Here is a 15,026-nt window from a genome sequence, read left to right on the forward strand (position 1 = left end):
GTGTTCACGAGAATCGTGTCCACCACAGATCCCTTGTGGGAGCGAGCCTGCTCGCGATGAAGGCAACCCGGTCTCTCGGTTAGCGCGACCTTATTCCAGCGCCGCCGCCGGGCCGAAGAATTCGTAACGGCTCTGCTGGTCCGGCACGCCCAAGGCCTTGAGGTGGCGTTTGACGGCACCCATGAAGCCCTTCGGCCCGAGGAAATAGGCATCCAGGTCACGCTGTTGCGGCAGCCATTGCGCCAGTTGCTCCTGGCTCAACAACCCCACCTTGTCGGCGGCCGGGCTCAAGCCGTCGTCTTCGTCGTAGCAGTAGAAGCGCTTGAGCTGCGGATGCCGCTTGGCCAGGTCGTCGATCCAGTCGCGGAAGGCATGGGCACGGCCGTTGCGCGCGCAATGAATGAAATGCACCGGCCGCTCGGTTTGCAGCGCCGCCTGCAACATGGCCAGGGTCGGGGTGATGCCAACGCCGCCACTGATCAGCACCAGCGGTTTATCGCTGGCAGTCAGGTAGAAGTCCCCGGACGGCGGGAACAACTGGATGCGGCTGCCGACGTCGAAATGATGATGCAGATGGTTGGACACCCGTCCGCCCGGCTCGCGCTTGACGCTGATACGGTATTGACCATTGTCCGCCAGGGCTGACAGTGAATAGTTGCGGCGCACTTCCTCGCCATCAAGCATGAGCTTCATGCCGATGTACTGGCCCGGCTCGGCCAACAGGATCGGGCCCTTGTCCGTCGGTTCAAAGTAAAACGAAGTGATCTCCGAGCTTTCCTGCACCTTGGCCGTCAGGATGAATTCGCGCTCGCCACGCCAGCCGCCCGGCGCCTCGGCCTTCTTGTCGTACATGCCAGCTTCGGCGCCGATCAAGATATCGGCCAACTGGTTGTAGGCTGCGCCCCACGCTGCAATCACTTCGGGTGTGGCGATCTCCGCGCCCAGCACTTCGGCGATTGCTCGCAGCAGGCACGAACCGACAATCGGGTAATGTTCCGGCAGGATCTGCAGGGCAACGTGCTTGTTGACGATCTTCGCCACCAGGTCGCCCAATTCATCGAGTTGGTCAATGTGCCGCGCATACATCAACACACCGTTGGCCAGGGCCCGCGGTTGATCGCCACTGGCCTGGTGAGCCTGGTTGAACAACGGGCGCACCTGCGGGTATTCGGACAGCATCATGCGATAGAAGTGAGTGATCAGCGCCTCACCACCACTTTCAAGCAACGGAACGGTGGAGCGAATGATGGCGCGTTCTTCTCGACTGAGCATAAGGTGACTCCTGGCGTATGACCGATAACAGTTAGGTACGCCTTATCAGTTTTCATGCCATAAATTTTTTCATTTAAAATCAGCACGTTAAAAACAATGTAGTCATATCGACACGGCCAGTCTTATAGTCGTTACGACTACATGGAGTCATTATGACCGCAACCGCCCTGCTGACCTCCCTGCTGCCACTGGTGGCCGATCTGTCCCGCGAACTGCCTGAAGGCGAACGTTATCGGCGCCTGCTCGGCACCTTGCGAACCCTGCTGCCTTGCGATGCGGCGGCGTTGTTGCGCCTGGACGGCGACTGCCTGGTGCCGCTCGCCGTGGATGGCCTGAGCACCGATACACTGGGCCGGCGATTCCGGGTCAGCGAACACCCGCGCTTCGAAGCGCTGCTGGCCAACCCGCAGCCCACCCGCTTCGCCGCCGACAGCGGCCTGCCCGATCCGTACGACGGACTGGTCGAGGGACTCGCCGAGCATCTGGAAGTTCATGACTGCATGGGTTGCCCGCTGTTCGTCGACGAGCGGCCCTGGGGCCTGCTGACCCTGGATTCGCTGGATCCGGAGCGCTTCGAGCCCATCGACCTGAGTGCCCTGCAAGCCTTCGCCAGTCTCGCCGCCGCCACGGTCAGCGCCGCCGAGCGCATCGAGCGCCTGGCCCTGAAGGCCGAGGACGAGCACCGTCGCGCCGAGGTCTATCGCCAGGCCAGCGGCCAACAACCTCGCGACATGGTCGGCCAGAGCAAGGCCCACAAACGTCTGGTGGAAGAGATCGCGCTGGTGGGCAGCAGCGACCTGACGGTATTGATCACCGGCGAAACCGGCGTGGGCAAGGAACTGGTCGCCCAGGCCATCCATGCCGCGTCGAAACGTGCCGAGCAGCCACTCATCAGCCTCAATTGCGCGGCCCTGCCCGATACCCTGGTGGAAAGTGAACTCTTCGGCCATGTACGAGGTGCCTTCACCGGGGCCACGAACGACCGGCGCGGCAAGTTCGAACTGGCCGACGGCGGCACCTTGTTCCTCGACGAAGTGGGCGAGTTGTCCCTGACCGTCCAGGCCAAGTTGTTGCGGGTACTGCAAAGCGGCCAACTGCAACGCCTGGGCTCGGACAAGGAACACCGGGTCGATGTGCGCCTGATCGCGGCCACCAATCGCGACCTGGCCGAAGAAGTGCGCAACGGTCGTTATCGGGCCGACTTCTACCATCGCTTGAGTGTGTATCCGCTGCAGGTGCCGGCGCTGCGCGATCGCGGACGGGACGTGCTGCTGCTCAGCGGTTTTTTCCTGGAACACAATCGCTCGCGCATGGGCCTGGGCAGCCTGCGCCTGACCAGCGACGCCCAGGCCGCACTGCTGGCGTACGACTGGCCGGGCAATGTGCGCGAACTGGAACACCTGATTGGCCGCAGCGCCTTGAAGGCCTTGGGCCGGTGCGCGACGCGCCCGAAAATCCTCAGCCTCAGCGCCCAGGACCTGGATTTGCCCCAGGCACCTGTGGACAACCCCACACCTTCGTCCATCCTCCCGGTGCCGACCGCGCAGGGTGTAACGGGGGACTTGCGCGAAGCGGTGGACGCGTTCCAGCGCACGCTGATCGCTGCCTGCCTGGAGCGTCACCAACACAACTGGGCCAGCGCCGCCCGGGAGCTGGGGCTGGACCGGGCGAACCTGGGACGGATGGCAAAACGGCTTGGCCTGAAATAGTGGCTGGGGGTGCTTTTGTGGCGAGAGAGCAAGCTCCCTCGCCACAAAAAGCTATCCCGCACAAGGATCTTGTTACAACGATCCATGCTATTGACAAGCTTTCGTCCTAAAGCCTGTCCCCGACAAGTCGATAACCCAATATCACAAGCTGTTCTGGCGATCGCTATGCTCGCCCCACCTTTTTCCACAGAAGGTTTTTATGTCTTCCAACAAAGCCCGCGCAGATTCACTTTCGCTTCTGCTGTTTACTTTGCGCAGCGGCAAGCTGATGGCAATCAACCTGCTCAAGGTCAGCGAAATCATTCCCTGCCCACCCTTGACCAAGCTGCCGGAGTCGCATCCGCACGTCAAAGGCATCGCCACCCTGCGCGGGACATCGTTGTCGGTGATCGACCTGAGCCGCGCCATTGGCGAACGACCGCTGGAAGACCCGGATGGCGGCTGCCTGATCGTCACTGACGTCAGCCGCTCCAAACAGGGCCTGCATGTGCAAGCGGTGAGCAAGATCGTGCATTGCCTGACCACCGACATCAAACCGCCGCCCTACGGCTCCGGCGGTGTGCGCTCGTACATCACCGGCGTGACCTCGGTGGACGGCACGCTGGTGCAGGTACTGGACATCGAAAAGGTCATCCACGGCATCGCACCGGCACAGATCGAAACCGCGCCGACCGAACTGAGCATGGAAGACGCCGAAGTGCTGGGCAACGCACGGATCCTGGTGGTCGATGACAGCCAGGTCGCGCTGCAGCAATCGGTGCACACCCTGCGCAACCTGGGCCTGCAATGCCACACCGCCCGCAGCGCCAAGGAAGCCATCGAATGCCTGTTGGACCTGCAAGGCACGGCCGAACAGATCAACCTGATCGTCTCGGACATCGAGATGTCGGAGATGGACGGCTACGCCCTCACCCGGACCCTGCGCGAAACACCGGACTTCGCCCACCTCTACGTGTTGCTGCACACCTCGCTGGACAGTGCCATGAACAGTGAAAAAGCCCGGCTGGCCGGCGCCAACGGCGTGCTCACCAAGTTTTCCTCACCGGAACTGACCAAGTGCCTGATCACGGCGGCCAAGGCCGTTGCCGAGCAAGGTCACTGAGTCATATCGGTTGCTCGCTTCTGCGTTCCAGCGCGGGAGCGATCAGCGTCCGACAACCTCGGGCATACTCTTGTCCTGGCTTCCCGGAACAAGGCACCGAGTTGTGCCTCTACCGCAAAAAAAACCAAAACCGCCTACGTGACCGAGTGGGACTCGATCGGCCCTGCCGCTACCAACCGGTGAGTGGCGCATAACTTGCTTCGCACGGTCCATCACGGCGTTTTTCTGTCGCCGTCCCCAGCCTTCTGCGACCGGGCGCTCAATGAACACAACGTTTTCCTGTGTAGGGTGCGGCAAATGCTGCACCGATCACCACGTCCCCCTGACCCTCGACGAGGCCCGGATGTGGGCGGACGACGGCGGCCAGGTGATTGTCCTGGTAGAAGCCTTCCTGCCCAACGGCCTCGGCCTGCCGGCAGGGCAACGCGAGCATGCCGAGCGCCGCTCGGCGGTGGTCCGCAGCGGCAGCACCGAGGCCCTTGTGGCGATCACCTTTGCCGCCTACAACGTCGGCCGTTGTCGGAATCTTGACGAAGAAAACCTGTGCCGCATCTATGAGCGTCGCCCCTTGGTGTGCCGCATCTATCCGATGGAAATCAACCCGCACATCCCCCTCAATATCGCCGTCAAGGAATGCCCTCCAGAGTCATGGGAAACCGGGCCACAACTGATACTCGGCGGTGAACTGGTCGATCAGGAATTGGTTCGGTTGATCGAGCGTTCACGCCAGGCCGACCGTGAAGAGATCGCCATCAAGGACCGCATCTGCGCCGCCCTGGGCATCCGCACCACCGCGCTCAAGGGCGACGGCTTCACCGCGTATCTGCCGCAGATGAACGCATTCGTGGCCGCCCTCGATCAGGCACGCCTGCAACCTGCACAACAGCACGCCAGTGAATGGCAGTTCCACCTGTCTGGCGATGACGTGGCCCGCCAGGTATCGGCCAGCGGCGCGCGGGTGGTCACTGAGGCACCGGTCAATTACGCCTTTATTTCGCTGCGGGCGGCGTAGATATCCAAAGGATGAAGTAGAGCCCCTGTGGGAGCGAGCTTGCTCGCGATGGCGGACTGGCAGCCGACATCCATGTTGAATGGTCTACAGCGATCGCGAGCAAGCTCGCTCCCACAGGGGTTGGCTACATTCCCAATCAAACTCCCCCTCGCCTAACCCTCGCCAGGAATGTTAGCGTGCTTGGTATCTTCTCCCCGATGAGCCTTGCACGATGAAAAAAACCGTACTTGCCTTCAGCCGTATCACGCCCCAGGTGGTCGAGCGCCTGCAACAGGACTTCGACGTGATCGTGCCAAGCCCGTCCAAGGGCGATATCAACGCACAGTTCAACGAAGCCCTGCCCCACGCCCACGGACTGATCGGGGTCGGTCGCAAGCTCGGGCGCGAGCAACTGCAAGGCGCCGCGAACCTGCAAGTGGTATCCAGCATATCGGTGGGCTACGACAACTATGACCTGGCCTACTTCAATGAGCGCGGGATCCTGCTCACCAACACCCCCGACGTACTCACCGAAAGCACCGCCGACCTGGCCTTCGCCCTGCTGATGAGCAGCGCCCGGCGCGTGGCCGAACTGGACGCCTGGACCAAGGCTGGCCAATGGCAGGCGACAGTCGGCCCACAACTGTTCGGCAGCGATGTACATGGCAAGACCCTGGGTATCGTCGGCATGGGCAACATCGGCGCGGCCATTGCCCGGCGTGGCCGACTGGGGTTCAACATGCCGATCCTCTACAGCGGCAACAGCCGCAAGACTGAACTGGAAAGCCAATTGGGCGCACAATTTCGCGAACTGGACCAGTTGCTGGCCGAAGCGGACTTCGTCTGCCTCGTCGTGCCATTGAGCGAGAAGACCCGCCATCTGATCGGCCAGCGCGAATTGGGCCTGATGAAACCGAGCGCCATCCTGGTCAACATTTCCCGGGGCCCGGTGGTGGATGAACCGGCGCTGATCGAAGCCCTGCAGAACAATCGCATCTGCGGCGCCGGGCTGGATGTCTACGAGAAAGAACCGCTGGCCGAATCGCCGCTGTTCCAGTTGAAAAACGCCGTCACCCTGCCCCACATCGGCTCAGCCACCCACGAAACCCGCGCCGCCATGGCCGATCTGGCTGTGGATAACCTGCGCAGTGCATTGCTGGGCGAGCGACCGCAGAACCTGGTCAATCCGCAAGTCTGGAAATAGAACACACTGTGGCGAGGGAGCTTGCTCCCTCGCCACGGGATTATCGCTAGACGTTATGTCAGCGCGACTTTCGCGGCCACTGGCCGAGGCTTGCGAAACACCAGCACGTTACCCAGCATCACCAACACCAGCCCCACCAATGCCGGCGCCGTCCACTGGTAACCCTCGACAAACGCCGAGACGTTCAACGCCACCACCGGGAACAACACGGTGCAATACGCCGCCCGTTCCGGCCCCATGCGTCCCACCAACGTCAGATAGGCCGTAAAGCCGATCACCGAACCCGGGATCACCAGGTACAACAGCGAGCCGATGTAGCACGTGTTCCATTCCATGTCGAACGGGATGCCTTTGAACGCACACCACACCGCCAGCATCGCCGCGCCATAAGCCATGCCCCAGGCATTGGTGGTCAACGGCTTGAGACCGGCCTTCTGTTGCAGGCTCGACAGCATGTTGCCTGCCGAGAAACACAAGGTGCCCAGCAACGCCAGCGCCAAGCCAAGCAAGGTTTGCGGGCTTGCGCTATGGCCGGCCAGTTCCGGCCAGAACAGCAGCGCCAGCCCCGAAAGCCCCAGGGCGCCACCCAACAGCACGTTACGGGCAATCCGCTGACCGAAGAACACGCGGGCATTGAGGGCGTTCCAGAGCGTGGCGGTGGAAAACACCACAGCGACCAACCCACTGGGAATCCACTGGCTGGCGGTCAGGAAGCACATGAAGTTGATGCAGAACAGGCACAGGCCCTGGGCAACGCAAATCAAATGGCCGCGCCGGTTCATCACCTGCAAGCGCCGGCTGAGCAAGAGCATCGCAAACAGGATCAGGGCCGCAAGGCCGAAGCGATAGACAATCGACACGGGAATGGCGACGACGCCCAACTGCAATTTCAGGGCAATCCAGGTGGTGCCCCAGATGAGCACCGTAAGCAGATACAACGAGAGGTTCATGGGGACGGCTCCTGACAATGACGTTCAGTGTCCCGCTGCCATTGACCCGGCGCTTGCATAAACTTGCGGTTTTTTCCGCAGGCTGGCTGGCGTGGATCGGCCGACGGAGTAGGATGCAAGCGTTGGAGAACCGATCATGTCCACACTGCAAACCCTGCAAGTCTTTCAAGCCCTCAACAGCTCGCCCAATGCTCGCCTGGAGCACAGCGCCGAGCTCGGGGACGGCTTGGCGGCCGCTTTGTGGAGCAATCACCACGACGCCCAGGACTACGAGGCGCCGACTCACCATACGCTGTCATGCTACATCGCTGGCGGCACCGGTACGTTTCGCCGCGAGCGGCCCGACACCACGGGCGCGCCGGGCAAACTCTGCGTACTGCCCGCCGGACATCAATCGGCCTGGGTCATCAACGGCGACATTCGCCTTGCCCACCTGTATTTCAGCGCTGAACAATTCGCCCTGGGGTGCGTCACGCTGCTGGACCGCGAACCGCGGCAGGTGCAACTGCACGAGGAGACCTTCCTCGACGACCCGCGACAGGCACAGCGTTTTCGCCAGTTGATCGCGCTGAACTGGGACGAGCCCGGTGAACGCCTGCTGACCACTAGCCTGGCCCATGACTTGCTCAATCATCTGCTGCTCAGCCAGGTCGGCCAACGCCAGGGGCTTCGCCTCAAGGGCGGCCTGGCGGCTCACCTACGGCGGTTGCTGGTGGATTACGTCGACAGCCACTTGGCCGATGCCATCAGCCTCGGCCAATTGGCGGCGCTGTGCGCGTTGTCCGAATACCACTTCGCGCGGATGTTCCGCGAAAGCTTCGGGCTGCCTCCTCATCAATATGTGCTGGCCAGACGCTTGACCTGCGCGCGGCATTTGCTGCGCACCACTTCACAACCGTTGGGCGAGGTGGCATTGGCCTGTGGATTTGCCAGCGCCAGCCACTTCACCAATCGATTCCGTCAGGCCCTGGGCGCAACGCCTGGGGAGTATCGGCAGGCGTTCTTGCGCTAGCGCCGGCTATTGCCATCGCGAGCAAGCTCGCTCCCACACTTGATCCATGGCGTTCACAAAATCCCCACTCAACACAATCCCTTTGTGGGAGCGAGCTTGCTCGCGAAGGCGTCAGGACATTCAACAACCCTGCAAACTGACCCACCGCTTTCGCGGGCAAGCTCGCTCCCACAGGAGAATGTGATCAATGCAGAAGCGGAAACCAAACCAATAAAACAAAACGGGCCTGCGATTGCAGGCCCGTTTTTCAGTCGCAAGTGAAATGAACGAGGTTTCAGCCGTGAAGCGCGGCCCGTTCGTTCTCCAGGAATTCTTCTTCCAGCAGCGCATCGGCCAGGGCTATGGACTCAGTCGGCGTCGAATCGACGGCGCGCTTGCCGCGCAGTTTGCCGAACAAATGCTCCAGGGCATTTTCAAGTTTGGTGGCCGCGCCTTCGATCGCCAGTTCCAGCGATTCGGCCTTGTGCGTGACGGAAATCGGCTGATGGCCCTTCGGCCGTGCTTCAAGCTGGCAACGCAGGTCATGGGGACCCGGCTTATCGCCGTTCTCGTCCCGCAAATGAACCTCGACCCGTGTCAGGTCTTCTTCATAACGTTCGAGCGTGCTTTCGATGGTAGTACGTACCCACTCCTCCAGTCGGATGCTGCTTTGAATATGGTTATCGCTGTTGACTTGGATTTGCATAGTTCATCCCTTATTTCAGCTAGCTCGCCGGGGGCCGTCGACGTTGATGCAACGGCCCCTTGAATACAGAGTCGGGCTGGCGGAAGAACAATTCAACCCCTAAAAAAAGATAAATATTCATACGCAAATAAAGCCAGACAACAGGCAAAAGCGCTGTTAATGTCGGGAGTTACCCCTGCCCTGCCTACCCACCGTAAATCGCCTCCCCTCCTGCACCGTCAGCGAACATCCGCGCTTTATTGCCCCGAAACGGGCAGCGACCACAGCCGCATTCCAGAGCGTTTGGCGCCCAGGCTCCGTGATCATTGTCCGACAGTTTTTCCGGCATGCCACTTGCTAACTCCCTGCAGGAGCTGCCGCAGGCTGCGATCTTTTGATCTTGGGCCTGCCTGGCCCCTGGAATCTTGAGCTGAACACGATCATGGAATGGCCGGTGGTCCGGTGTTGCGAACTAATCCCGATCATGGCCGGTCAACAACTGCACGTTCAATCAGGCGGTGACGCATCATGGACAACCCTTTTCAGATCATTACCGACGCCTTTGCGCCGCATTATCAAATCAACCTGAGCATTCAGGGCCTGGACGGCAGCATCATGCTGACCCTGTCCAAGAGCGGGCGCATCGTCGCCAAACGCATGATCAGCGCCTTGCAGCGCAACGACCCGGAGCGCCTCAAGCGCCTGGTGCAAAGTATCCAGTTCGGCATCGCCATCGAGCAGGGCCACAGCGCCGTGGCCATCCTCGAAGCCATGACCGGCGGTGACAGCATCAAGCTGCCACCACCGCACGCGCAGGGGCCGGCGTCCTCTGCCGCCGGGATCTAGATTTCTCCTTTCTCCACCTCGGCATGTTCGCTGGAACCCGCGCCGACCTTACGGTGCGGGTGCTCGATCTTCACCGAGGGGAACTGCGACGAAGCGTAGCGCACCACCAGGATCGAAAACGCCAGCAGCAGGATGCCACCGCACAAGTAGATGATCCCCAGGTCTGGCGGGCTGTGATGGGAAACGTTGGAAATCAGCAGCCGCGTCAGCGCCGTGATCGCCACGTAGATCAGAAACCGCACCGGCATGTGGTTGGTCTTGAAGTAGATCCCGACCATCGCCCCCAATTCCAGGTAGATGAACAGCAGCAGGATGTCATCGATCTTGATGTGTCCTGCTTCGATCATCTGCAAGAATTCCATCACCGCCGCCCACGCGGTCACCGCACCGATGGCGAACAGCGCCAGGTAGTGGAAGGTCTCGACGAACAGGTTTCCCAGGGATTCGGCCAGTTGATGGACGTTCTGGCGCAGGTTCTCGGCCCAGTTGATTTTCACGATGTAGTTTCCTTAGGTCGGCTCGACCGGATGATGCGGGTTGGACGTGACGGTTGTTCTGCATGCAGAAAAAAGGCCAGCGACTGGGGTGAGATGGCGATAGGCTGGTATTCGGCACTTTGGGGAGCTTCATGCGCCTGATCGCGAGCAAGCTTTGCTCCCACACAAGCTTTACTCCCGCAAGCCTTGCACCCACAAGCTTTGCTCTCACATGCCGAAACCGGTCTACATTAAAAAGCCACTATCCAAAGCAAGAGGATTCGCTTATCCTTTTGCCTGTATATAAATACAGTAGTCACAAAGACAACCAATGTGAAGGCATGTGAGGTGGTGAATGGCCGTCGAAGTGGTATACCGCAGCAGCCGAGATCTGGAGCGCTTGTTCATGGATAAAGCCGAAGCTGACCGTCATGACAAAATGCTGGAACTCGCCGAATTGCTGGCAGAGGTGTTGCAAAAAGCCGTTCCATCGCTGAGCGAGCAACAGGTCGAGGAAGCCGGGATCTATATGGCGAAGAATCGTGATGTGTTCGCCAAGGCATTCAAGAGCCAGCCGGACGCCTTGTCCGAACTGCTCAATCCGTCGGACGAATAACTAAAAAAGATCGCAGCCTTCGGCAGCGCCTACACCGCGTAGGAGCTGCCGAAGACTGCGATCTTTTTCAGTAATAACGACGTGGGTCTGAATCGATCAGGCTCGCCAGTTTGGTCAGGGCGAAACGCAGTTCGTCCTGGCTGGTGGGGGACATCAACACCAGCCGTACACAGCGGGTGGTCCCTGAGCGCTCAGCCTGGAACTGGGTGCCGCTGAGCACCAATACGCCGTTGGCCCGGGCGAGCATGGTGAACTCGTCGCTGGTCCATGGCTCCGGCAGCGTCAACCAGACGTGATAGGAATATGGCTGGGTCTTGAGCTCGAAATTGGCAAAGATTTCCCGGGCGATCGCTTGTCGCCCCGCCGCCTCGTTGCGCTGGATGCGAATCAGTTTCTTGTCCAGGCCTTCGGTAATCACATTGCTGGCCAACTGCGCGGTCAATGGCGACGGCATCCAGACGCTGCTGCGCACCATCGAGGTCAGGCGCGACAGCAGTTTCGGCGGGCTGTAAATATAACCGACGCGAAGCGCCGGCATGACCGATTTCGACAGGCTGGTCAGGTACACCGAACGGTCCGGCGCAAAGGCCGACAGTGGCTTGATCGACGGATCGGTGGCCAGGAAGCCATAGATATCATCGTCCAGGATGATAAAGTCGAATTCCTCGGCAAGCGCGGCGATCTGGGCCCGACGCTTCTGCGACATGATCGCCGCCGTCGGGTTCTGGCAGGTCGCCACGCAGACCAGCATCGCCGGCTTCTCGCGCAGGCACAGTTCGCGCAACGCTTCGGGAATGATGCCTTCGTCATCCATTGGCACGCCACGCAGGCGACGCTCAAGACCGTGGGCCAGTGAAATGATGCCCGGGTAGCAAAGCGCTTCGCAGAGCACCAGGTCGCCGGCGTTGGTCAGGGCGCTCATCGCCACCATCAAGCCATGCTGGGCCCCTGCGGTAATCACCACTTGCTGCCATTGTGCGTCGGGCAATGAATGACGCAACCATTGCGCCCCCGCCTCGCGATGCGCCGGGTGACCGCCATCCGGCGCGTAATCCAGTGCGCGAGCGAAATCGGTGCTCTTGGCCATGCCCACCAGGGCGCCACGCAACCAGTACTCCAGGGTTTCGCTGTAGGGCTTGATGATCGAAAGATCGAGCAGTTCGGATTGCCCCAGGTTCAGTGGCGCGGCAGCACTGTTGCTGGCCGGCAGCTCCAGCTGCTTCTGGTTGAGCACGTAGGTGCCACGCCCCACTTCCCCCTGCACCAACCGACGCCGATGAGCCTCGCTATAGGCCCGGCTGATGGTGCCCGGCGTGACATTCAAGGTAGTGGCCAGCTCCCGCAAGGTCGGCAGGCGATCGCCCTCGTTCAGCACGCCGTTGTTGATATCGCGCGCCAACGCATCGGCAATCGACAAATACATCGGTTGGCTGAACTCGCTTAGCTGGGGAACCCACATGAATGATCACTGCCCATCGTAGAAATGATGAATATCCGAGCATATCACATGGAGGTTAGGCAACTAATAATTCGACACAATCGACACATTGAATCGATTGATACGATTATTGAATCGTTTCTCAATGCAACATTGAGAATTTTTTACAATAAAAAATATCAATTAAAATCAAATAGTTAACTCATGAAAAGCGCGAAAACAGCCCGTCATAGCAGAAAAATATCTCGTAACAATCCCGCCCCCTATTGAATCAACTCAATTCATTCAAATACACTGATCTCGAATCGAAGCAATCGACTCAATCATTCACTGCGCGCTCCTGTCGCGCCAAGTCGAGACATCATGGACACATTCAGAAAGGATCTATCCCTGTCGGCGATCATCGCGGGCTTCATCGCCGTGATCATTTCCTACGCTGGCCCGCTCATCATCGTGTTCCAGGCAGCCAAGGAAGCGCACCTGCCCAACGACGTGGTGTCTTCATGGATCTGGGCCATTTCCATTGGCAGCGGGATTACCGGCCTGTTCCTGAGCTGGCGCCTGCGTGTTCCGGTCATCACCGCATGGTCGACACCGGGTGCAGCGTTACTGGTGTCGATGCTGCCCACCGTGACCCTGCCCCAGGCTATCGGTGCCTATGTGGTGGCGTCGGTGATCATCGCGCTGGTCGGCCTGTCCGGTGCGTTCGACAAATTGATGAGCCGCCTGCCCAAGGCCATTGCCGCCGCCATGCTCGCCGGGATCCTGTTCCGCTTCGGCGCCGAGCTGTTCACCTCGATCAAACTGCAGCCGGCGCTGGTGTTGGCGATGATCGCGGCGTACCTGATCTTCAAGCGCTTTTCGCCACGCTACGCGATCCTGTCGGTGCTGATCGTCGGTTGCGCGGTGGCCGCCTCGTTCGGTGAACTCAACAGCACCTCGATCACCATCGCCGTGGCCCAGCCGGTCTTCATCGCCCCTGAATGGAACTGGCACGCAATCATCAACATCGGCCTGCCATTGGCGCTGGTGACCTTGACCGGCCAGTACGTGCCAGGCATGGCCGTGTTGCGCACCTCGGGCTACAACACGCCAGCACGCTCGATCATTTCGGTCACCGCGATTGGCTCGATCCTGATGGCCCCGTTCGGTTCCCACGGTTTGAACCTGGCAGCCATTACCGCAGCGATCTGCACCGGCCGCGAAGCCCACGAAGACCGCGACAAACGCTACATGGCCGGGATCGCCTGCGGGGTGTTCTACATCCTGATGGGCACCTTTGGCGCCACCCTGGCCTCGGTGTTCTCGGCACTGCCGAAAGAATTGATCGCCTCCCTCGCCGGTCTCGCCTTGTTTGGCGCGATCAGTGCCGGGCTGACCGGCGCCATGGCTGACGAGAAACAACGCGAAGCGGCACTGATCACCTTCCTGGTGACGGCTTCGGGCATGAGTTTCCTCGGCCTGGCCGCCGCATTCTGGGGCTTGATCTTCGGCCTCGTGGCGCACTTCGTGCTGAGCTACACCCGCGAACGCAAAGCCGCCGTTATCGCCGAGGGCAGCCGACCATGACCGCTCGTTACGACTTCATTGTAGTGGGTGGCGGCATCGCCGGCGTGTCTGCCGCTTATGAATTGGCAGCCCATGGCAGCGTCTGCCTGCTCGAACAGGAACAGCAACTGGCCTATCACACCACGGGGCGTTCAGCCGCGATCTCGATGGAAAGCTACGGCAACCAACAGATCCGCTCACTGACTTGTGCGTCCCGGCGCTTCTTCGAAAACCCACCCGAGGGCCTGGCCGAGCATCCGCTATGGTCGCCCCGGGGCGCGCTGATCGTGGCCCAGGCGGCACGGGTGGACAAACTCAAAGCGCGTTTCAGCGCCGTCCTGGGGCAAGTGCCCACGGCCGAGCTGCTCGACGACAAGCAAGTGCAGGAGCTGGTCCCCTACCTCGCCGAAGGTGCCTGGAACGCCGGGATCTACGAGCCCAGCGCCTTCGATCTGGATGTGCATGGCATCCACGGTGCCTACCTCGGTGGGCTGCGGGCCCGCGGTGGTGTGATCAAGCGCGAGACCGAAGTGCTGCGTGGCGAATATCGCGACGGGCACTGGCGCTTGCACACCCAGGACGGCCAGCAATTGCAAGCAGCCATCGTGGTCAACGCCGCCGGTGCCTGGGCCGATGAATTCGCCGAGCGCTGCGGCGTGCCCAAGGTCGGTGTCCGACCATTGCGGCGCACCGTGCTGGCGGTCGATCCACAATGCGACGTGCACCACACGCCTTACCTGGGCACGGTCGACGAGGACATTTTCATCAAGCCTGAAGCCGGGCGGCTGATCGTCTCCCCCTGCGATGAAAGCCCTTCATTGCCCTGCGACGCACTGCCGGAAGAACTTGACCTGGCCATCACCATGGATCGCCTGCAAAACACCACGCGCCTGCGCCCGCGCTCGATCATCAACAAATGGGCGGGCCTGCGAACCTTCGTCGCCGACCGCTCGCCGGTGCTCGGCCAGGACCCACAGCAAGAGAGTTTTATCTGGCTCGCCGCCCTCGGTGGCTACGGCATCCAGGCCGCGCCCGCCATTGCACGCCTGTGCAGCCATGCGGCGCTGGGCATCGCCATGCCGGACGACCTGGCGGCGCTGCAACTCAACTACCAGCATTTTTCCCCGGCCCGTTGCCGCGACGAGGAATTTTCCAGCCTGGCCGTCAAGCAGGTTGCCGATTTGCACTAACCCCCATC

At 60.8% G+C, this 15,026-nt stretch carries 14 protein-coding genes; 9 read left to right on the forward strand and 5 right to left on the reverse strand.

Annotated elements, in window-relative coordinates; genetic code table 11:
• Window positions 1–90: 90 nt before the first annotated feature.
• Window positions 91–1,272 carry an NO-inducible flavohemoprotein gene (gene hmpA, locus QMK47_RS24005; RefSeq protein WP_258689319.1) on the reverse strand — a complete coding sequence of 394 codons (1,182 nt, stop codon included), beginning with the start codon at window positions 1,270–1,272 and terminating at the stop codon, window positions 91–93.
• Window positions 1,273–1,424: 152 nt separating this feature from the next.
• Between hmpA and norR the strand changes: the two genes are divergently transcribed.
• The 4 genes from norR to QMK47_RS24025 all read left to right on the forward strand — a co-directional run bounded on the left by norR (window position 1,425) and on the right by QMK47_RS24025 (window position 6,278).
• Window positions 1,425–2,981, forward strand: coding sequence for a nitric oxide reductase transcriptional regulator NorR (norR, locus tag QMK47_RS24010; protein ID WP_258689320.1), 1,557 nt, complete (start codon window positions 1,425–1,427; stop codon window positions 2,979–2,981).
• Between the two features lie 199 nt (window positions 2,982–3,180).
• Window positions 3,181–4,083 carry a chemotaxis protein CheV gene (locus tag QMK47_RS24015; RefSeq protein WP_014340109.1) on the forward strand — a complete coding sequence of 301 codons (903 nt, stop codon included), beginning with the start codon at window positions 3,181–3,183 and terminating at the stop codon, window positions 4,081–4,083.
• 262 nt (window positions 4,084–4,345) lie between these two features.
• A complete protein-coding gene (locus QMK47_RS24020; RefSeq protein ID WP_320389419.1) occupies window positions 4,346–5,095 on the forward strand; it encodes a YkgJ family cysteine cluster protein in 750 nt (249 codons plus the stop codon).
• Between the two features lie 211 nt (window positions 5,096–5,306).
• Window positions 5,307–6,278: a D-glycerate dehydrogenase gene (locus tag QMK47_RS24025; protein WP_320389420.1), complete on the forward strand. Its 972-nt coding sequence runs from the start codon at window positions 5,307–5,309 to the stop codon at window positions 6,276–6,278.
• 53 nt (window positions 6,279–6,331) lie between these two features.
• Here the strand turns inward: QMK47_RS24025 and QMK47_RS24030 are convergent, their stop codons facing one another.
• Window positions 6,332–7,228, reverse strand: a complete 897-nt coding sequence (locus tag QMK47_RS24030) for a DMT family transporter (RefSeq protein ID WP_320389421.1) — start codon at window positions 7,226–7,228, stop codon at window positions 6,332–6,334.
• A 136-nt stretch (window positions 7,229–7,364) separates the two neighbouring features.
• Here QMK47_RS24030 and QMK47_RS24035 point away from each other — a divergent pair, with 136 nt between their 5' ends.
• Window positions 7,365–8,240: a helix-turn-helix domain-containing protein gene (locus tag QMK47_RS24035; protein WP_253478001.1), complete on the forward strand. Its 876-nt coding sequence runs from the start codon at window positions 7,365–7,367 to the stop codon at window positions 8,238–8,240.
• 274 nt (window positions 8,241–8,514) lie between these two features.
• On the opposite strand, the gene QMK47_RS24040 is transcribed toward QMK47_RS24035, so the two are convergent.
• A complete protein-coding gene (locus tag QMK47_RS24040) occupies window positions 8,515–8,925 on the reverse strand; it encodes an HPF/RaiA family ribosome-associated protein (protein WP_253478003.1) in 411 nt (136 codons plus the stop codon).
• Window positions 8,926–9,432: 507 nt separating this feature from the next.
• On the opposite strand from QMK47_RS24040, the gene QMK47_RS24045 reads away from it, so the two are divergent.
• A complete protein-coding gene (locus QMK47_RS24045; protein WP_214512505.1) occupies window positions 9,433–9,750 on the forward strand; it encodes a DUF3509 domain-containing protein in 318 nt (105 codons plus the stop codon).
• On the opposite strand, the gene QMK47_RS24050 is transcribed toward QMK47_RS24045, so the two are convergent.
• Window positions 9,747–10,247 (reverse strand): phosphate-starvation-inducible protein PsiE, encoded by a 501-nt coding sequence (locus tag QMK47_RS24050; RefSeq protein ID WP_047699631.1) that lies wholly within the window; start codon window positions 10,245–10,247, stop codon window positions 9,747–9,749. The genes QMK47_RS24045 and QMK47_RS24050 overlap by 4 nt on opposite strands.
• A gap of 334 nt (window positions 10,248–10,581) precedes the next feature.
• On the opposite strand from QMK47_RS24050, the gene QMK47_RS24055 reads away from it, so the two are divergent.
• Window positions 10,582–10,842, forward strand: coding sequence for a YebG family protein (locus QMK47_RS24055; RefSeq protein WP_003205410.1), 261 nt, complete (start codon window positions 10,582–10,584; stop codon window positions 10,840–10,842).
• Between the two features lie 67 nt (window positions 10,843–10,909).
• Here the strand turns inward: QMK47_RS24055 and QMK47_RS24060 are convergent, their stop codons facing one another.
• The gene (locus QMK47_RS24060; protein WP_058543599.1) at window positions 10,910–12,301 is read right to left on the reverse strand and encodes a PLP-dependent aminotransferase family protein; all 1,392 of its coding nucleotides are present in this window, start codon (window positions 12,299–12,301) and stop codon (window positions 10,910–10,912) included.
• 342 nt (window positions 12,302–12,643) lie between these two features.
• On the opposite strand from QMK47_RS24060, the gene QMK47_RS24065 reads away from it, so the two are divergent.
• Together QMK47_RS24065 and QMK47_RS24070 are read left to right on the forward strand one after the other, a co-directional pair.
• The gene (locus QMK47_RS24065) at window positions 12,644–13,849 is read left to right on the forward strand and encodes a benzoate/H(+) symporter BenE family transporter (RefSeq protein WP_214512504.1); all 1,206 of its coding nucleotides are present in this window, start codon (window positions 12,644–12,646) and stop codon (window positions 13,847–13,849) included.
• On the forward strand, window positions 13,846–15,018 hold the full coding sequence (locus QMK47_RS24070; RefSeq protein WP_320389422.1) for an FAD-dependent oxidoreductase: 1,173 nt from the start codon (window positions 13,846–13,848) through the stop codon (window positions 15,016–15,018). Before QMK47_RS24065 ends, QMK47_RS24070 begins: the two co-directional genes overlap by 4 nt.
• Window positions 15,019–15,026 lie beyond the last annotated feature (8 nt).

This window comes from Pseudomonas sp. P9_35, from assembly GCF_034008205.1.
Classification (GTDB): domain Bacteria; phylum Pseudomonadota; class Gammaproteobacteria; order Pseudomonadales; family Pseudomonadaceae; genus Aquipseudomonas; species Aquipseudomonas kilonensis.